The sequence below is a fragment of the Mesorhizobium sp. M2A.F.Ca.ET.046.03.2.1 genome (assembly GCF_003952425.1).
In the GTDB taxonomy this organism is placed as follows: Bacteria; Pseudomonadota; Alphaproteobacteria; order Rhizobiales; family Rhizobiaceae; genus Mesorhizobium.
Window position 1 is genome coordinate 430040 of sequence record NZ_CP034449.1, and the last position, 17977, is coordinate 448016.

The window sequence follows — 17977 nt, forward strand, 5'->3', positions numbered from 1 at the left end:
ATGCCAGACGAAGCCGTCGCGGAGCCGCCGCGCACCATCGAGGAGCTGAGGACGTTGGCGCTCTCGGTCGGCCGAGACGAAGCAGGCTTTTCCCTCGGCTCCAAGGCGCATGACGTCTTCGCCAAGCTGGTGGAGGCGCCTGAGCAGTCGGCCGTCCGCACCATCTCGGAGCTCGCCGATCAGTTCGGCATCAATCCGTCGACGCTGACCAGGCTGGCGAAGCGTCTCGGCTTTGAGGGTTTCAGCGATTTCCAGGCCGTCTTCCGCAAGGCGATCGCCGACGACCAGCAATATTTCTACAGTCGCCAGGCCGGAAGGCTGATGACGACGCCGTCGGCGGGCGGCGCCGAGGTCGAAGTCTTCGAGCGGCTGGCGCGCGAAACGGCGACGAATGTCGACGGCTTCCTCGGCCAGTTGGACAGCGCTTCGTTGAAGGGCGCGACCGCGCTGCTGGCCGGCGCACGCCGCGTGCGCGTGCACGGCGTCCGCCAGTTCCATTCGCTTGCGAGCTTCCTCACCTATTGCCTGGGCATGGTACGCTCGGACGTGGCTCTGCTCGATGCGCCTCGGCTCGGCGTCGCCGAGGCGCTATCGCAGCTCGAGCCGGGCGACGTCGTCATCACGGCCAGTTGCGCGCCCTATACGCGCAGCGTCGCCGAGGTTGGCCGCATTGCTGCGGCAAACGGCCAGAAGGTGATCGCGATCACCGACTCCCGATCCTCGCCACTTGTTCCCCCAGCCCAGCATGCGTTTTTCATCCCGCATGCCAGCAGCTTCTATTCGAACAGCATGGGCGCCTATGTCGTGTTTTGCGAAGCGCTGCTCAACCTCGTCGCCCGCGAGCTTGGCGACAAGGCGCTGAGCTCGCTGGCCGGACGCGAGCGGCTGATCGCCGAGATGAACATCGAGGTCGGCTGAAAACACCCGCCAACTGACAATGAGACGGTGCCTACCGCCCTCGCGAGAGGCTCCCCAGGATGCCACGCACGATGGCGCGGCCGACGGAGGAGCCGACCGAGCGCACCACCGACTTGATGGCGGCTTCGGCCACCGTCTGGCGGTTGGAGGACCGCCGGTTGCCGGTTCCGAGCACATCGTCGAATCCGGGAATGGTCCAGCGCGAGCCGCCGCTGTTCTGCTGCTGTGCCTGCGCCTCGGCGTCCTGCGCCTCCTTGGTCTTCTTCTGCAGGATCTCGAAGGCCGATTCGCGATCGACGACCTGATCGTACTGGCCGGCGACCGGGCTCTCGGCGATGATCTTGCGACGCTCGTCCGTCGTGATCGGGCCGAGCCGCGATGACGGCGGCCGGATCAACGTGCGCTGGACCATGGCCGGCACGCCCTTGTCCTCAAGCATCGAGACCAGCGCCTCGCCGGTGGCGAGCTGGGTGATGGCGGTGGCGCAATCGAAATCGGGATTGGGGCGAAAGGTCTCGGCCGCGGTGCGCACCGCCTGCTGCTCGCGCGGCGTGTAGGCGCGCAGCGCGTGCTGGACGCGGTTGCCGAGCTGAGCCAGCACCTTTTCCGGGATATCGAGCGGGTTCTGGGTGACGAAGTAGACGCCGACGCCCTTGGAGCGGATGAGCCGCACCACCTGCTCGACGCGATCGATGAGCACCTTCGGCGCGTCCTCGAACAGAAGATGCGCCTCGTCGAAGAAGAAGACCAGCTTCGGCTGGTCGAGATCGCCGACCTCGGGCAGTTCCTCGAACAGCTCGGACATCAGCCAGAGCAGGAAGGTGGCGTAGAGCCTGGGATTCATCATCAGCTTGTCGGCGGCGAGCACGCTGATCGCGCCGCGGCCATCGCGCGTGGTGCGCATGATGTCGGCGATGCGCAGCGCCGGCTCGCCGAAGAAGTTGGCGGCGCCCTGCTGTTCCAGCACCAGGAGCGTGCGCTGGATGGCGCCGACAGAAGGCTTGGTGACATTGCCGTAGCGCGCGCTGAGCTCGTCGGCGCGCTCGGCGATGTTGGCGAGCAACGCCTGCAGGTCCTTGAGGTCGAGCAGCAGCAGGCCTTCCTCGTCGGCGATGCGGAAGGCGATGTTCATGACACCTTCCTGCGCCTCGGTGAGGTTCATCAGCCGCGAGAGCAGCAACGGCCCCATCTCGGAGATGGTGGCGCGGATCGGATGGCCCTGCTCGCCGAACAGATCCCAGAAGATGACCGGGAATTCCTGGAACTGGTAGGGATCGAGCTTCACCTCGCCGGCGCGCTTGACCAGGAAATCCTTGGCCTCGCCCATCATGGATATGCCGGAAAGGTCGCCCTTGATGTCGGCGCAGAACACCGGCACGCCGGCATTCGAAAAACCCTCGGCCAGTATCTGCAGGCTGACCGTCTTGCCGGTGCCGGTGGCGCCTGTGACGAGGCCGTGGCGGTTGCCGTAGCGCAGCAGCAGCTCTTCGGCGCGCTGATAGGAATCGTCGGGCTTGCGGCTGGCGCCGATGAAGATGCTGGTCTCGTCAACCATGTCCGGTCTCCGCAATCTGTTCCGCTCAAAGGGCCTCACCCGGAGGTATAGTAACGCGCGTCGCATGCGGCAATGGCCAGTATCGATTTGGGAGCGGCCCGGAATCTGGCCATTGGCGCTTGCGGATTTTGCGCATGTTTGGCAATCGATTGGCTGGCCGCGGGAAAACCCGGGCGGATAACGCATTGTGATATCCGGTTCCCGACCTTAGATTGGCTGGACCCGGCTGATGCGGCCGAGAAGCGAGGAGAGCGATGGGCGCCGGCGCCATGACCAGGGATGTCGACCTTCCGAACCCGGATGCCAAGCGTTGGCAGGCGCTGGCGGAGAAGGCCCTTGCCGGCGGTTCCTTCGAGGAAAAGCTCGTTTCCCGTACCGATGACGGCATCCGCATCGAGCCGCTCAGCCAGCGCTCGACGGCCGCCGATCCATGGCCGCGCACAAACCCGGCGACGCCCTGGATCGTCAGCCAGCGCGTCGACGACCCGGACATCGCCCGGGCCAGCGCGCAAGCCCTGGAAGACATCGCCCATGGCGCCACCGGCCTGTCGCTTGTCTTCGAGGGCGCGCCGAATGCCTTCGGCTACGGCCTGCCGCGCACCGCGGAAGCGTTGGAAAGGGTGCTCGACGGCGTGCCGCTCAACCGCGTGCAGGTGCGCATCGACGCCCATCCCTGGAGCCGCGCCGTGGCCGACTGGCTGCTCGCCTTCCTGAGCAAACGCCGCTCCGATCCGACCAAGCTAAACCTGTCCTTCGGTATCGACCCAGCGGCGATCTTCGCCGGCACCGGACGGCTGCGCACCTCGATCGAGGCGCTGCAGGAATCGATGCCGCAGTCGCTGGCGCATTTCTTCTCGATGGGCGTGCCGGGCGTGCTGCTGGAGGCCGACGGCCGCGTCTTCCACAATGCCGGCGCCACCGAGGCGCAGGAGCTCGGCACGATGATGGCCTCGGTCGTGTCCTATCTCAGGATGTTCGAGAAGGCGCGCCAGCCGCTGGTCTATGCGGCACCGTATATCGGCTTCGCGCTCAGCGTCGACCAGGACCAGTTCCTGTCGATGGCCAAGGTGCGGGCGTTACGCAAGCTGTGGGCGCGCATCCAGGAAGCCTGCTCGATCCCGGCCTCGACCGCCAGCATCCATGCCGAGACCTCCTACCGCATGATGACGATGGCCGACCCGGAGACCAATATCCTGCGCACGGCGATCGCGGCCTTCGCGGCGGCAACCGGCGGCGCCGATTCGATCTCGATCCTGCCGCACACGATCGCGCATGGGCTGCCGGCCGGCTTTGCCCGCCGCATCGCCCGCAACGCGCAGCTGATCATGGCCGAGGAGAGCCATCTCGGCCAAGTCGCCGACCCCGCCAGCGGCTCGGGCGCGGTCGAGGCGCTGACCGACGATCTCTGCACTGCTGCCTGGGAAGAATTCCAGCGCATCGAGGCCGAGGGCGGCGTGCTCGCCAGCCTGCAGCAGGGCTATATCCAGAACCGCGTGCAGACGGCGGCGGCCAAGCGCAACGGCGCCTACCGGGCCGGCGAACGCGGCATTGTAGGCACGACGCTGTACCGCGCCGGCACGGAGCGCCCGGTCGAGACACTGCCGCAGGAGCGGCGCCCGGCGTTGACGGAAGGCGTGGCGACCTGCGAGCCGCTGTTTCCGGTGCGCATCGATCAGTCGATCGGAGCCGGATCATGATCCCGGATTTCAGCAAGATCGGCTGGTCGGCGCCGCGTCGCGCATCGGTCGAGCTCAAGGGCCAGCGGATGACGCCGGAAGGCATCGCCGTAAAACACCTCTACACGCAGGGCGACCTCAAGGGGCTTGCCAATCTCGATACCTATCCGGGCCTGCCGCCCTTCGTGCGCGGCCCCTACCCCACCATGTATGTCCAGCAGCCCTGGACAATCCGGCAATATGCCGGCTTCTCGACGGCCGAGGAATCCAACGCCTTCTACCGGCGAAATCTCGCGGCCGGGCAGAAAGGCCTGTCGGTCGCTTTCGACCTTGCCACGCATCGCGGCTATGACAGCGACCATCCGCGCGTCGCCGGCGATGTCGGCATGGCGGGCGTCGCGATCGATTCCATTCTCGACATGCGGCAACTGTTCGACGGCATTCCGCTCAACGAGATGACCGTGTCGATGACGATGAACGGCGCGGTGCTGCCGATCATGGCTTTGTACATCGTGGCGGCGGAGGAACAGGGCGTCGCGCAGAAGGATCTGGCCGGAACTATTCAGAACGACATCCTGAAGGAGTTCATGGTCCGCAACACTTACATCTATCCGCCGAAACCTTCGATGCGGATCGTGTCGGATATCTTCGCCTACACCTCCAGGCACATGCCGAAGTTCAACTCTATCTCGATCTCCGGCTACCACATGCAGGAAGCCGGCGCGACGGCCGACCTCGAGCTTGCCTATACGATCGCCGACGGCATCGAATATGCGCGCGCCGGCGTCGCCGCCGGGCTCGACATCGACCGCTTCGCGCCGCGCCTTTCTTTCTTCTGGGCGATCGGCATGAATTTTTTCATGGAAGTCGCCAAGCTCAGAGCCGCGCGGCTGCTGTGGTCAAGCCTGATGCAGAAGAACTTTTCGCCGAAGGATGAGCGCTCGCTGTCGCTGCGCACCCATTGCCAGACGTCCGGATGGTCGCTGACGGCGCAGGACCCCTACAACAACATCACCCGCACGATGATCGAGGCGATGGCGGCGACGCAGGGGCACACCCAGTCGCTGCACACCAACTCCTTCGACGAGGCGATGGCGCTGCCGACCGACCATTCGGCGCGGATCGCCCGCAACACGCAGCTCATCCTGCAGAAGGAATCCGGCACCACGCGCATGATCGATCCGTGGGGCGGCTCAACCTATGTCGAGCGGCTGACGCATGATCTGGCGGCGCGGGCGCTCGCCCATATCGAGGAGGTCGAAAGCCTCGGCGGCATGGCGGCGGCGATCGAAAAGGGCATCCCCAAACTGCGCATCGAGGAAGCTGCGGCGCGCACCCAGGCGCGCATCGATTCCGGCGAGCAAATTCTGGTCGGCGTCAACGCGCACCGGCCGCAGACGGATATCGAAGTCGATGTCTTGAAGATCGACAATGCCGAGGTGAAAGCCCGGCAATTGGCGAAGCTGCAGCGGCTCAAAGGCACCCGCGATGTGGCGGCCCTGGAAAACGCCCTGGCGGCGCTGACGCGTGCCGCCGAGAGCGGCGAGAACCTGCTCGAATTCGCGATCCGCGCGGCGCGCGCCAACGCGACCGTCGGCGAGATTTCGCTGGCGCTGGAAAAAGTGTTCGGCAGGCATACGGCTGCGGTCCAGACGATCTCAGGCGTCTATCGCGACGCGCTCGGCGACAACCCGGCGCTCGACCGGTTGCAGGAGAAGATCGAGGCGTTCGAAAAGAAATCCGGCGGCAAGCCGCGCATCCTTGTCGCCAAGATGGGCCAGGACGGCCATGACCGCGGCCAGAAGGTGATCGCCAGCGCCTTTGCCGATCTGGGCTTCGACGTCACCGTCGGGCCGATGTTCCAGACGCCGGACGAGATCGCGAAGCTTGCGGTGCAGCACGACGTCGACATCATCGGCGCCTCTTCCTTAGCCGCCGGGCATCTGACGCTGATCCCCGAGCTCAAGGAAGCGCTGAAGAAGCTCGGCCATGCCGACATGCTGATCGTCGCCGGCGGCGTCATCCCGCCACAGGACTATGACGCGGTGCTGGCGGCGGGCGCTGCGGAGATTTTCCCGCCGGGGACGGTGATCCCGGAAGCGGCGAACCGGCTGATGGACCGGTTGCTGTCCGATCAATGAGGGCTTGCCGGTTTGGCTGAAAGGTTGTTCTATGGAAATAGACACAACCATGGCGCGATGATGTTCAAGACAACTATCCACGGGCTTGATGACGGATCGGGAGCGTTGCTGCTGCCACGCGAAATGCTTGACAGCCTGGACCTTCAGGTCGGTGACGAGCTCCAGATGATCGAAAGCGACGACGGCCTCATTCTAAAGCCAATCCGCCATGACGACCACAAACGGCAAATGAACGCTGCTCGCGACGTCATGGACAGATACGAGGCTGCACTGCGCAAGCTTTCAACGTTGGCTAACGGCTAGTTCCTCGACACAGTGATTTCGAAAGATTGCAGGCTTTAAGGGCAAGGCTATCAACATCCGCCGGGATAGTCAGCGTAAACGCTGGCGATGAGCTGGAGGCTTCTGAACCTCGTCATTCCAGGGCGGAGCAAGGAGCGAAGCGACGCGCGCAGACCCTGGAATCCATGCCGTTACCTGGACCGAAATGTGCAACGGTGCAGAATTCTGGACCGCCGCGGCGCTTCCAAGTCACGGCATGGATCCTCGGGTCTGCGCGCGTCGCTTCGCTCCTTGCTCCGCCCGTGGATGACGACCGCGATAGGCGTCTCGGCCAATCGCCAAGGCAGGGGACCTGCAACGCACACCAACCAACCGGTCAAATCTTCTGTATTGAGGAACTAATTCTCGGCCTTGTCCGAGAGCTTGACGATTTCCCATTCCTTGCCATTGACGGTGACGACTTCGCCAACCTTCTTGCCGAACAGCGCCACGGCCATCGGCGAGACATGGGAAATCGAGCCCTTCGACGGGTCGGCCTCGTCCTCGCCGACGATGCGCCAGTGCACCTTCTTGCCGTCGTCGCCTTCCAGCGTGACGCCCATGCCGAAGCGCACCACGTCGCTGCCGGCTTCCGGCACCGAAAGCTCGGCATTCTCGCGCCGCGCGGTCCAGTAACGCAGGTCGCGCGAAACCACCGCGATGCGCTCGCGGTCACCCTTGCGTTCGGCCTTGGCGAGCATATCACGCAGGTCGGCGAGGTTGTCCTCGATCATCGCAAGGCCGCGCTCCGTCACCAGATTGCGGTGCGTGCTGACCGGGCGTTCGCCGACGCCGGCAATGGCGTTTTCGCTGTCTTCTTCGCGGGTGAAAGCTCTGCTCATACAAATGAACTTAGGCTTGGCGAGGCGACTGCACAAGCGGTTTGCCGGTAAGGCCATGCTGGCACGATTCCTGCGACAGACAGGGCGAAACGCCAGGACCTGTGCCGATGTTGAACAGACGAACGCTGCTTGCCCAGGCCGCCGGCTTCGCCGCCGCCGGCGTCTTTGCCGGCAAGGCATCGGCGAAGTCGCTGCCCGGCATCGAAATGGCCGCGATGCGCGGCTCGATCGATGCCACCGAGATCGGCGTGCAGCCAGGCGCGGTCGACGACCAGAGCAAGGCTTTCGCCAGGATGCTGGCCGAGGCCAGCGATCGCGACCAGCCGGTGTTCCTGCCGCCCGGCACCTATCTCGTGTCGAACCTCAAGCTGCCTGCCCGCGTGCGCCTGTCGGGCGTGCCCGGCGCGACGCGCATCGTCTATGGCGGCAACGGCCATCTGATGATGGCGGAACAGGCCGAGCATATCGAGCTCACCGGCCTGGTCTTCGACGGCAGCAACCGCTGGCTGGCCGACTACGCGCAGGGGCTGCTCGACCTGCGCCGCGTCGCCCATCTGACAATCGACAACTGCCAGGTGACCGGCAGCGGCAAGAACGGGCTGGCGCTCGAGCACGCTGTCGGCCGCATCGGCCGCTGCGATATTTCCGGCGCGGCGGACGCCGGCATCTATTCGATCGAGGCCGGCGGGCTGGAGATCTCCGGCAACTCGGTGTCCGACTGCGCCAATGGCGGCATCCTCGTGCATCGCTGGCAGGCGGCGGAGGATGGTACCATCGTCAGCGGCAACCGCGTCCAGAGGATCGGCGCGCGCAGCGGCGGCACCGGCCAGAACGGCAACGGCATCAACGCCTTCCGCGCCGGCAACGTCATCATCTCCGGCAACGTCGTCTCCGACTGCGCCTTCACCGCGATCCGCGCCAACAGCGCCAGCAATTTGCAGATCACCGGCAACACCTGCTCGCGCTCCGGCGAGACCGGGATCTATTCGGAATTCTCCTTCGAAGGCGCGATCCTCAGCAACAATCTCGTCGACGGCGCCGCCAACGGCATCTCGATCGTCAATTTCAACGAAGGCGGCCGCATGGCCGTCTGCTCGAACAATATCGTGCGCAACCTGACGACGGTTGGACCCTACACCGCCGACCCACCAGGTTTCGGCGTCGGCATCAGCGCCGAGGCCGACACGACGGTTTCCGGCAATGTCGTCGAGAACGCGCCGCTCTATGGCATGCAGCTCGGGTGGGGGCCGTATCTGCGCAATGTCGTGGCGACCGGCAATATCATCCGTAAGGCAGGCACTGGCATCGTCGTTTCGGTCGTCGAAGGGTCCGGCACGGCCGTCATTTCGGACAACGTCATCGACGGCGCGAAAAACGGCGCCATCATCGGCCAGCGCTGGGCCGATCCGGTGACCGGGGACCTCACCCAGTCAACCGATACGGGCTACGCGCATCTCACCGTTGAGCGCAACAAGGTCAGTTAGACCGAAGCCACGATAATGTGCGCCTGGATCTTGGCGGCAACCGCGCCGCGGCCATGTCTGTCGGCGATCGCGGCTTCCGCATAATCGGTCGCGGACGCCAAGCTCCCGGCCTCCCTCGCCTCTATCTCGTTGCGAAGAAGCGTTCCTTGGCAATAGGCGACGGCCGGAACCCGCGGCGAGGATGCGCGGCTCTGCTCGGCCCTCGTATCGATCGCCACGTCGGAGAATCCGGCGGCAGCCAGATCGGCGCGGATCAAATCCTTGTCGTGATAACCGTGCGGCGTACGCGCCAGGAAGCGCGGCGGATCATGCGGAAAGATCCTGGCCAGGGCATTGGTCACGTCGTCTGCGAAGATATTCTCCTCGATGCGGTCCCAGACGCTGAACAGGAAATGCCCGCCAGGCTTCAGGACGCGCTTTGCCTCGCGATAAGCGGCGGCGCGGTCGGGAAAGAACATCGCGCCGAATTGACAGCAGACGAGGTCGAAGGCAGCGTCGTCGAAGGGCAGCTTCAAGGCATCCGCCTGGCGCCAGGTAATGAGGCTGTGCGGCCCTGGCGCGACGCCGCATAGTCGAGCATCGGCTGGTTGAGATCGGTTACAGTATAGGTGCTGCCGGGATCCAGTTTTGGCGCCAGGGCACGGGTGACGGCCCCGGTGCCCGCGGCGGTTTCCAATACGGCCAAGGGCGAGAAAGAAGCCGCCCGCCGTGCGGCCTCCACCGCATAAGCCTCGAAAATCAGCGGCACCATATGGCGATCGTAATTTTCCGGGATCGACCCGGCAAACACCTTGTCCGCTTCCAGCATGGCCAGTACCCGGCGCTCGTTGACGGAGGAGACTAGCAAAAAAGATGAACTCGTTGCTGCTCAGTTTGTTAGGGGAGCGTTCTTCCGGGTCAAGAGCGACGAAATTCGCTGATCTCAAATTTAGATACACATTGTGTATGCAGAAATGCTATATGGCGTTACGAAGGAACCATCGCCATGGCCACCAAAAACCAGGACAGCCACGCCAAGCCCGTCAACCTGCGCATCCGCGAGGATGTCCGCAGCCTGATCGACCGCGCCGCGAAGATACGCGGCAAGACCCGCTCCGACTTCATGATCGAGGCCGCCTACCGCGCGGCCGAAGACACGCTGCTCGACCAGACGCTCGTCAAGGTCGATGCCGAAAGCTATCAGCATTATCTCGATATCCTCGACCAGCCGCCGCGCGGCGAGGGATTTGCCCGGCTGATGAATGCGCCCAAGCCCTGGCAGGACTGATGCTATCGGCACCGGTCCTTCTCGCCGATAGCCACGACCTCGACCTTTTTCAAAGCGGGACCGACAGCCTCGATCAATGGCTTCGACGGCGGGCGCGTGCCAATCAGGTCAGCGGCGCGTCCAGAACCTATGTGATTGCGGAAGGCACGCGCGTCGTTGGCTATTATTGCCTTTCATCAGGTGGACTTGATCTCGCAGATGCTCCCGGTTCGATCCGGCGCAATATGCCGGATCCCGTGCCCATGGCTGTGCTTGGCCGTTTGGCTGTCGATGCAAACTGGCAGAGCAAGGGCCCCGGCGTCGCCCTGCTTCAGGACGCGGTGCTGCGGACCAGCCAAGCGGCCGCCATTCTCGGCATTCGCGGTCTCCTGGTTCATGCCATATCGGATGAAGCCAAGACGTTTTATGAACGCTATGGCTTCCAGGCTTCGCCAAAGAATCCGATGACTTTGGTGCTGTCGCTGAAGACGGCTAGGTCAGGATGACGTTTCGTTGAAACGTCATCCTGACCTAGTTTTTGTTGGAGCATGATCTTTCCGAAACCGGTCCCCACTTTCGGGATCATGCGCTAATTGAGTGCCGCCGTCGGCCGCAGCGAACCAACCTTGGCGCCGATGCGGCTTTCGACTGCGGGATGGGCGAGCTGGGTCAGCCTTACCGCTACCGCCTCATCGCCACGCAGCAGTTTCGCAAGCACCGCGGCGATCATCACCTCTGCCGCCCTGCCGGCGCCGTCATCGCATTTGAGCGCGATGCCGAGACCGAGCTCGGGCAAGGCCGCGCAATAGACGCCTTCGGCGCCGGTCTTGACGAAGATGCGGCCCGGTGCTGCCTGCATCAGCGCGACATCGGCCTTGCCGGTGCCGGCGACGAGGAACGGCTCGGCCATGCAGGCCGAAAGCAGACGCTTCGCCGCCTTTGCGCGCTCGGGCGAGAAGCCCCTGCCCGTCGCCATGCGGGCAAAGCCGAGCGCAAAACTCTTCAACGGCACGGCATAGGTCGGGATCGAGCAGCCGTCGATGGCGCTATTGCCGGTGTTGTGGGCAGCGCCGGTGACGGATTGCATGGCGTCGCGCACCATCTCCTGCTGCGCGTGTCCCTCCTTGACGTAGCCCCGATGGGCGATGCCCGAATGCACGCAGGTGCAGAGGAAGCCGGCATGCTTGCCGGAGCAGTTGTTGTGCAACGCGCTCGGCACAGCGCCGGCGCGGGCGAGCGCTAGGGTGGCTTCATGGTTGGGCCAATGCGCGCCGCATTCGAGAGCGGTTTTGTCGAGACCGGCCTTGGCGAGCATCGCCCGCGCCAGTTCGACATGGGCGGGCTCGCCCGAATGCGAGGCGCAGGCCAGCGCCAGTTCGCGGTTGCCGAAGCCATAGGCGTCGGCAGCCCCCGATTCGACCAGCGGCAGCGCCTGGATCGCCTTCACCGCAGAGCGCGGGAAAACCGGGCGATCCGTGTCGCCGATCTCCCAGACGGTCTTGCCGTCGGCGTCGAACGCGCTGATGGCGCCGCGGTGCCTGCTTTCGACCACCGCGCCGCGCGTGACTTCGACCAGAACCGGATTGGACATGCTGCCTCCCGCACGCGCCAGAGGGCGCTGCTTTTAGTGCGGGCAGCTTCTACCTGATGCGGTCGAGAATGGAAACGTAATTGGCGACGGCAGCACCACCCATGTTGAAGATGCCGCCGAGCTTCGCGCCCGGCACCTGGATGCCGCCGGCCTCGCCGGTCAACTGCATGGCGGTGAGCACATGCATCGAAACGCCGGTGGCGCCGATCGGATGGCCCTTGGCCTTCAGGCCGCCCGAAGGATTGACCGGCAGGCGGCCGTCCTTGGCCGTCGTGCCGTCCAGCGCCAGCCTGGCGCCCTCGCCGGGCCTGGCCAGGCCCATCGCTTCGTATTCGATCAATTCGGCGATGGTGAAGCAGTCATGCGTCTCGACGAAGGAAAGGTCGTCGAGCGTGACGCCGGCCTTCTTCAGCGCCTGGTTCCAGGCGTGCTCGCAACCTTCGAAGGCTAGGATGTCGCGCTTCGACATCGGCAGGAAATCCTGGACATGCTCGTTGGCGCGGAAGGTCACGGCGCGCCGCATCTTCAACGCCGTCGCGGTGTCGGTGAGCACCAGCGCCGCGGCGCCGTCCGACACCAGCGAGCAATCTGTGCGCTTCAGCGGACCGGCGACGAAGGGGTTCTTCTCGCTTTCCTGGCGACAGAACTCATAGCCGAAATCCTTGCGCATCTGCGCGTAGGGATTGTCGACACCGTTCTTGTGGTTCTTGGCAGCGATCATGGCCAGCGCGTCCGACTGGTCGCCATAGCGCTGGAAATAGGCCTGCGCGATCTTGCCGAAGACGCCGGCAAAGCCGGCCGGGGTGTCACCTTCTTCCGGAAGGTAGGATGCCTTGAGCAGGTTCTTGCCGATCTCGGGACCGGGCGTGGTCGTCATCTGCTCGGCGCCGACCACCAGCACGATGCGGGCGGCGTTGGCGTCGATGGCGCGGATACCTTGCCGGACCGCGGCCGACCCGGTGGCGCAGGCATTCTCGACGCGCGTCGCCGGCTTGAAGCGCAGCCGGTCATCGGCCTGCAGCACGAGGCTCGCGGTGAAATCCTGCGGCGAGAAGCCGGCGTTGAAATGGCCGAGCACGATCTCGTCCACATCGTCGGGGCCGATGCCGGCATGGTCGAGCGCCTCGACGGCAACCTTGGTGATCAGGCTCTCCAGCGTCTCGCCTTCGAGCTTGCCGAAGCGCGAATGCGCCCAGCCGACGATGCATGCGGTCATGGCAACCTCCATTTGCGCCGCAGCCTAGCACGATCCTTAGCGGCACGTGATTCAATATTGTTCAACAATGAACCGTTTTCCAGCCCCCTGCATGGGCCAGAACGACACGATCGGTTGATCCCGGTGTCGATTTTTTATTGATTGACGCGTCAATAAAAAATAATCTCGACCCGAACCGGACCCCCAAAATGCCGAAAATCGGAATGGAACCCGTGCGCCGCAAGGCGCTGATCGACGCGACGATCTCGGCGATCGGCGAGCGCGGATCGCTCGACGTGACGATGTCGGAGATCGCCGGACGCGCCGGTGTGTCGTCGGCGCTGGCGCATCACTATTTCGGCGCCAAGGACGAGCTGCTTTTCGCGACGATGCGGCACATCCTGACGGAGCTCAACATCGACACCAGGCACGCGCTTCACACCGCCGGCACAGCGCGTGAGCGCGTCTCGTCCGTGGTCGCGGTCAGCTTCTCCGATGACCAGTTCCAGGCCGAGATCATCGCCGCCTGGCTTGCCTTTTATGTCGAGGCGCAGAAATCGACCGAGCTGCGGCGGCTGCTGCGCATCTATGCGCGGCGGCTGCATTCGAACCTAATGAGCGGGCTGACCGGGATCCTGCCGCGGACAGAGGCCGACCGCGTGGCGGAAGCGACCGCGGCGCTGATCGACGGGCTCTACATCCGCCGCGCGCTGAAGGACGGCGTGCCCGACGCGCAGACCGCGATCGCGCTTGTGGAAGACTATCTCGAAACCAAGCTCAACGGACGGAGCCTGCCTTGACCACCCGGCGACCCAATTTCCTGATCGTCATGGTCGATCAGCTCAACGGCACGTTCTTCCCGGACGGCCCGGCCGAGTTCCTGCACGCGCCCAATCTGAAGGCGTTTGCCCAGCGCTCGGCGCGCTTCGCCAACAACTATACCGCCTCGCCGCTCTGCGCACCGGGCCGCGCCTCCTTCATGAGCGGCCAGCTGCCGTCGCGCACCCAAGTCTATGACAACGCCGCGGAATTCGCCTCCTCGATCCCGACCTACGCGCATCATCTGCGCAGCGCCGGCTATCACACGGTGCTTTCCGGCAAGATGCATTTCGTCGGCCCCGACCAACTGCACGGTTTCGAAGAGCGGCTGACCACCGACATCTACCCGGCCGATTTCGGCTGGACGCCGGACTACCGCAAGCCCGGCGAGCGTATCGACTGGTGGTACCACAATCTGGGTTCGGTGACCGGCGCCGGCGTCGCCGAGATCACCAACCAGATGGAGTATGACGACGAGGTCGCCTTCCATGCGACGCAAAAGCTCTATGAGTTCGCGCGCGTGTCGGATGACGCGGACCGGCGCCCCTGGTGCCTGACCGTCTCCTTCACCCATCCGCACGATCCCTATGTCGCGCGGCGCAAATACTGGGACCTTTACGAAGACTGCCCGGCACTGGAGCCGGAGGTGGGCTTCATCCCCTACGACAGCCAGGATCCGCATTCAAAGCGGCTCTACAAGGCATCCGACTACGACAGTTTCGACATCACGCCCGAGCAGATCCGCCGCTCGCGGCGCGGCTATTTCGCCAACATCTCCTATCTCGACGACAAGATCGGCGAGCTGCTGTCGGTGCTGGAGCGCACGCGCATGCTGGACGACACGATCATTCTGTTCTGCTCCGACCATGGCGACATGCTGGGCGAGCGCGGCCTGTGGTTCAAGATGTGCTTCTACGAAGGGGCGGCGCGGGTGCCTTTGATGATGTCCGGCAAAGGCATCAAGGCCGGACTGATCGAGACGCCTGCCTCCAATCTCGACGTGGCGCCGACGCTCTGCGACCTCGCCGGCATCGACATGAGCGGGATCGCGCCGTGGACGGACGGCCTGTCGCTGCTGCCGCTTGCCGCCGGCAAGGAGCGCTCGGCGCCGGTGCTGATGGAATATGCGGCTGAAGGCTCCTACGCGCCGATGGTGGCGATCCGCGAGGGCAAACACAAATTCGTCCATTGCGAGCTCGATCCGCCGCAGCTCTTCGATCTCGTCGCCGATCCGCGCGAGCTCGACAATCTCGCGACCAACCCGGCCTACGCCGATCTGGTCTCGGCCTTCATGGAAAAGGTCCGCGCGCGCTGGGACATGGCAGGCTTCGACGCCGCAGTCCGTGAAAGCCAGGCGCGCCGCTGGGTCGTCTACCCGGCGCTGCGCAACGGCGCTTACTACCCCTGGGAGTTCCAGCCGCTGCAGAAGGCGTCGGAACGCTACATGCGCAACCACATGAACCTCGACAATCTCGAAGAGAGCAAACGGTATCCGAGAGGCGAATGATGGCAGACATTCTCGTCCCACCACTTGATCATCTGAGGCACGCCTACGCCGTCACCTCGACGGCCACGCAGGTGACGCCGCTCCTGGAGTCGGCGGCTTTGGCCAGGGAAACCGGCGCGGCGCGCGTCTTCGTCAAGCCGGAGTCGCTGCAATGGGCCGGCTCCTTCAAGGTGCGCGGCGCCTATTGGCGGCTGAAGCGGCTTTCGCCGGATGAAGCGAAGAAGGGCGTGGTGGCCTACTCCTCCGGCAATTTCGCGCAGGGGCTGGCAGCCGCCGGCCAGGCGCTCGGCATTCCCGTCACCATCGTCATGCCGGTCGACGCGCCGGCCGCCAAGCGCGATGCCACCGCCGGCTATGGCGCGCGCGTGGTGCTGACCGATCATGGCGATCGCGCCCGTGAGGAGGTGGCTGCCGCCAAGGCGCGCGAGATCGCCGAGACAGAGCACCTCACCTTGCTGCACCCCTTCGACGATCCGGAAATCGTCGCAGGCCAGGCGGGTGCCGGATTGGAAGCGCTCGACCAGTTGGCGGCTAAGAAGGAGCATGCCGACCTTGTGTTCTGCTCGGTCGGCGGTGGTGGCTTGATCGGCGGCGTTTCGCTGGCCTTCCACTATCTGTCGCCCAAGACCGAGATCATCGCCGTCGAGCCGGAGGGTTTCAACGGCATGGGCTCATCGCTCGCGCATGGCGCGATCGAGACGATGCCGATCGGGCCGAAATCGATCTGCGACGGGCTGATGGCGCGCAAGCCCGGCGACGCGCCTTTCGCGGCCGTCAGCGCCGCCGGCGTGCGCGGCGTCACCGTCGACGACGCCTCGGTGCGGCGGGCGATGAAGATCGCCTTCGAGCGGATGAAGCTGGTGCTGGAGCCCTCGGGCGCGGCATCACTGGCCGCCCTTCTCGGCGGCAAGGTGGATGTGAAGGACAAGACTGTCCTTGTGGTTGCAACCGGCGGCAATGTCTCGCTCGCCGATTTTATGGCGCATATGAACAATGCTTGAAGCGGATTTCGTCATCATCGGCTCCGGCTCCGCCGGCTCGGCCATGGCCTATCGGCTGTCGGAGGACGGCAAGCACTCGGTGATCGTCATCGAGTTCGGCGGCACCGATATGGGGCCGCTGATCCAGATGCCGTCGGCGCTGTCGATCCCACTCAATATGAGCCTCTACGACTGGGGTTTCGCCAGCGAGCCGGAGCCGCATCTCGGCCGCCGCGTGCTGGCGACGCCGCGCGGCAAGGTGATCGGCGGCTCGTCCTCGATCAACGGCATGGTCTATGTGCGCGGCCATGCACACGACTTCGACCATTGGGCGGAACAGGGTGCGACCGGCTGGGGCTTCGCCGACGTGCTCCCCTATTTCAAGCGCATGGAGGATTCCGACGGCGGCGAGGATGGCTGGCGGGGCCACGGCGGACCATTGCATGTGCAGCGCGGCACACGGAAGAACCCGCTCTATGGCGCCTTCGTCGAAGCAGGCCGCCAGGCGGGCTTCGAGCTCACCGACGATTATAACGGCTCGAAGCAGGAAGGTTTCGGGCCGATGGAGCAGACCATTCTTGGCGGCCGCCGCTGGTCGGCGGCGAACGCCTATCTGAAGCCGGCTCTCAAACGCAAGAATGTGAGTCTGGTCAAAGGCTTCGCCCGGCGCGTGGTGATCGAGAATCAACGCGCCCTCGGCGTCGAGATCGAAGCTGACAAAAAGATTCAGGTCGTTAAGGCGCGGCGTGAAGTGATCGTCGCGGCGTCGTCGATCAACTCGCCGAAGATCCTGATGTTGTCCGGCATCGGCCCAGGCGCGCATCTGCAGGAGAACGGCATAAAGGTGATCGCCGACAGGCCGGGTGTCGGCGCCAATCTGCAGGACCATCTGGAACTCTATATCCAGCAGGAATCGACTAGGCCGATCACGCTGAACTCGGTGCTCAATCCTTTCTCCAAGGCATTGATCGGCGCGCAGTGGCTGTTCTTCAAGAGCGGGCTTGGCGCCACCAACCATTTCGAGGCGGCCGCCTTCGTGCGTTCGCAGGCCGGCGTCGACTACCCCGATATCCAGTATCACTTCATCCCCGCGGCGGTGCGCTATGACGGCAAGGCGGCGGCGAAGGCGCATGGGTTCCAGGCGCATGTCGGGCCGATGCGCTCGAAGTCGCGCGGTTCGGTGACGCTGCGCTCGCCCGACCCGAAGGCGAAGCCGGTGATCCGCTTCAACTACATGTCACATCCGGACGACTGGAGCGAGTTCCGCCATTGCATCCGGCTGACGCGCGAGATCTTCGGGCAGAAGGCCTTCGACGGCTTCCGCGGCAAGGAGATTTCGCCGGGCAGCCATGTGCAGACCGACGACGAGCTCGACGCCTTCATCCGCGACCATGCCGAGAGCGCCTACCACCCTTGCGGCACCTGCCGGATGGGCCGTGCCGACGATTTAACCGCCGTCGTCGATCCGGAATGCCGGGTAATCGGCGTCGCAGGACTGCGCGTCGCCGACTCCTCGATCTTCCCGCGTGTGACCAACGGCAACCTCAACGCGCCGTCGATCATGACCGGCGAAAAAGCCTCCGACCATATCCTCGGCCGCACGCCGCTGGCGCCATCCAACCAGGAACCCTGGATCAATCCTCGCTGGCAGGTGGCGGACCGATAGGGCATTGTCGGGCTGACCGCCCTCCCGGCGAACAGA

15 protein-coding genes and 1 pseudogene are annotated in these 17977 nt (G+C 64.7%); 11 read left to right on the top strand and 5 right to left on the bottom strand.

Features of this window, described 5'->3' with window-relative positions:
* On the top strand, positions 1-918 hold the full coding sequence (locus tag EJ072_RS02320) for a MurR/RpiR family transcriptional regulator (RefSeq protein ID WP_189343193.1): 918 nt from the start codon (positions 1-3) through the stop codon (positions 916-918).
* A 31-nt stretch (positions 919-949) separates the two neighbouring features.
* Here the strand turns inward: EJ072_RS02320 and EJ072_RS02325 are convergent, their stop codons facing one another.
* Positions 950-2473 (bottom strand): helicase HerA-like C-terminal domain-containing protein, encoded by a 1524-nt coding sequence (locus tag EJ072_RS02325; RefSeq protein ID WP_126078395.1) that lies wholly within the window; start codon positions 2471-2473, stop codon positions 950-952.
* Positions 2474-2727: 254 nt separating this feature from the next.
* Between EJ072_RS02325 and EJ072_RS02330 the strand changes: the two genes are divergently transcribed.
* Genes EJ072_RS02330 through EJ072_RS02340 form a run of 3 tightly spaced genes read left to right on the top strand, consistent with a single transcriptional unit; the run spans position 2728 to position 6593 of the window.
* The gene (locus EJ072_RS02330; protein WP_126078396.1) at positions 2728-4170 is read left to right on the top strand and encodes a methylmalonyl-CoA mutase subunit beta; all 1443 of its coding nucleotides are present in this window, start codon (positions 2728-2730) and stop codon (positions 4168-4170) included.
* Positions 4167-6290 carry a methylmalonyl-CoA mutase gene (gene scpA / locus EJ072_RS02335; RefSeq protein WP_126078397.1) on the top strand — a complete coding sequence of 708 codons (2124 nt, stop codon included), beginning with the start codon at positions 4167-4169 and terminating at the stop codon, positions 6288-6290. Before EJ072_RS02330 ends, scpA begins: the two co-directional genes overlap by 4 nt.
* A 57-nt stretch (positions 6291-6347) precedes the next feature.
* Entirely contained in the window at positions 6348-6593 is a 246-nt protein-coding gene (locus EJ072_RS02340; protein ID WP_245463225.1) for an AbrB/MazE/SpoVT family DNA-binding domain-containing protein, read from the top strand.
* 377 nt (positions 6594-6970) lie between these two features.
* Here the strand turns inward: EJ072_RS02340 and greA are convergent, their stop codons facing one another.
* The gene (gene greA, locus EJ072_RS02345; RefSeq protein WP_126078398.1) at positions 6971-7453 is read right to left on the bottom strand and encodes a transcription elongation factor GreA; all 483 of its coding nucleotides are present in this window, start codon (positions 7451-7453) and stop codon (positions 6971-6973) included.
* A gap of 107 nt (positions 7454-7560) precedes the next feature.
* On the opposite strand from greA, the gene EJ072_RS02350 reads away from it, so the two are divergent.
* Positions 7561-8937: a TIGR03808 family TAT-translocated repetitive protein gene (locus tag EJ072_RS02350; protein WP_126078399.1), complete on the top strand. Its 1377-nt coding sequence runs from the start codon at positions 7561-7563 to the stop codon at positions 8935-8937.
* Here EJ072_RS02350 and EJ072_RS02355 read toward each other — a convergent pair.
* Positions 8934-9745 (bottom strand): annotated as a pseudogene (locus EJ072_RS02355) (methyltransferase domain-containing protein). The gene EJ072_RS02350 and the pseudogene EJ072_RS02355 overlap by 4 nt on opposite strands.
* Before the next feature lie 177 nt (positions 9746-9922).
* Here EJ072_RS02355 and EJ072_RS02360 point away from each other — a divergent pair.
* Complete coding sequence (locus EJ072_RS02360; protein WP_126078400.1) at positions 9923-10204, top strand: DUF1778 domain-containing protein; 282 nt, start codon at positions 9923-9925, stop codon at positions 10202-10204.
* Complete coding sequence (locus tag EJ072_RS02365) at positions 10204-10689, top strand: GNAT family N-acetyltransferase (protein ID WP_126078401.1); 486 nt, start codon at positions 10204-10206, stop codon at positions 10687-10689. The genes EJ072_RS02360 and EJ072_RS02365 overlap by 1 nt, the downstream gene beginning before the upstream one ends.
* Positions 10690-10772: 83 nt before the next feature.
* Here EJ072_RS02365 and EJ072_RS02370 read toward each other — a convergent pair whose 3' ends face one another.
* Together EJ072_RS02370 and EJ072_RS02375 are read right to left on the bottom strand one after the other, a co-directional pair.
* Positions 10773-11774 (bottom strand): asparaginase, encoded by a 1002-nt coding sequence (locus EJ072_RS02370; RefSeq protein ID WP_126078402.1) that lies wholly within the window; start codon positions 11772-11774, stop codon positions 10773-10775.
* 49 nt (positions 11775-11823) lie between these two features.
* Positions 11824-12990 carry an acetyl-CoA acetyltransferase gene (locus tag EJ072_RS02375; RefSeq protein ID WP_126078403.1) on the bottom strand — a complete coding sequence of 389 codons (1167 nt, stop codon included), beginning with the start codon at positions 12988-12990 and terminating at the stop codon, positions 11824-11826.
* A gap of 188 nt (positions 12991-13178) precedes the next feature.
* Between EJ072_RS02375 and betI the strand changes: the two genes are divergently transcribed.
* From betI to betA, 4 genes are read left to right on the top strand one after another with little or no spacing between them, the layout of a single operon-like run.
* Entirely contained in the window at positions 13179-13769 is a 591-nt protein-coding gene (gene betI / locus EJ072_RS02380) for a transcriptional regulator BetI (RefSeq protein ID WP_126078404.1), read from the top strand.
* Positions 13766-15295, top strand: a complete 1530-nt coding sequence (gene betC, locus EJ072_RS02385; RefSeq protein WP_126078405.1) for a choline-sulfatase — start codon at positions 13766-13768, stop codon at positions 15293-15295. Before betI ends, betC begins: the two co-directional genes overlap by 4 nt.
* The gene (locus EJ072_RS02390) at positions 15292-16296 is read left to right on the top strand and encodes a threonine/serine dehydratase (protein ID WP_189343194.1); all 1005 of its coding nucleotides are present in this window, start codon (positions 15292-15294) and stop codon (positions 16294-16296) included. Before betC ends, EJ072_RS02390 begins: the two co-directional genes overlap by 4 nt.
* Positions 16289-17941 carry a choline dehydrogenase gene (gene betA / locus EJ072_RS02395; protein ID WP_126078406.1) on the top strand — a complete coding sequence of 551 codons (1653 nt, stop codon included), beginning with the start codon at positions 16289-16291 and terminating at the stop codon, positions 17939-17941. Before EJ072_RS02390 ends, betA begins: the two co-directional genes overlap by 8 nt.
* Positions 17942-17977 lie beyond the last annotated feature (36 nt).

Coding starts and splice junctions, on each gene's coding strand:
- EJ072_RS02320 (WP_189343193.1), top strand. CDS start 1: ATGCCAGACGAAGCCGTCGCGGAGCCGCCGCGCACCATCGAGGAGCTG.
- EJ072_RS02325 (WP_126078395.1), bottom strand. CDS start 2,473: ATGGTTGACGAGACCAGCATCTTCATCGGCGCCAGCCGCAAGCCCGAC.
- EJ072_RS02330 (WP_126078396.1), top strand. CDS start 2,728: ATGGGCGCCGGCGCCATGACCAGGGATGTCGACCTTCCGAACCCGGAT.
- scpA (WP_126078397.1), top strand. CDS start 4,167: ATGATCCCGGATTTCAGCAAGATCGGCTGGTCGGCGCCGCGTCGCGCA.
- EJ072_RS02340 (WP_245463225.1), top strand. CDS start 6,348: ATGATGTTCAAGACAACTATCCACGGGCTTGATGACGGATCGGGAGCG.
- greA (WP_126078398.1), bottom strand. CDS start 7,453: ATGAGCAGAGCTTTCACCCGCGAAGAAGACAGCGAAAACGCCATTGCC.
- EJ072_RS02350 (WP_126078399.1), top strand. CDS start 7,561: ATGTTGAACAGACGAACGCTGCTTGCCCAGGCCGCCGGCTTCGCCGCC.
- EJ072_RS02360 (WP_126078400.1), top strand. CDS start 9,923: ATGGCCACCAAAAACCAGGACAGCCACGCCAAGCCCGTCAACCTGCGC.
- EJ072_RS02365 (WP_126078401.1), top strand. CDS start 10,204: ATGCTATCGGCACCGGTCCTTCTCGCCGATAGCCACGACCTCGACCTT.
- EJ072_RS02370 (WP_126078402.1), bottom strand. CDS start 11,774: ATGTCCAATCCGGTTCTGGTCGAAGTCACGCGCGGCGCGGTGGTCGAA.
- EJ072_RS02375 (WP_126078403.1), bottom strand. CDS start 12,990: ATGACCGCATGCATCGTCGGCTGGGCGCATTCGCGCTTCGGCAAGCTC.
- betI (WP_126078404.1), top strand. CDS start 13,179: ATGCCGAAAATCGGAATGGAACCCGTGCGCCGCAAGGCGCTGATCGAC.
- EJ072_RS02390 (WP_189343194.1), top strand. CDS start 15,292: ATGATGGCAGACATTCTCGTCCCACCACTTGATCATCTGAGGCACGCC.
- betA (WP_126078406.1), top strand. CDS start 16,289: ATGCTTGAAGCGGATTTCGTCATCATCGGCTCCGGCTCCGCCGGCTCG.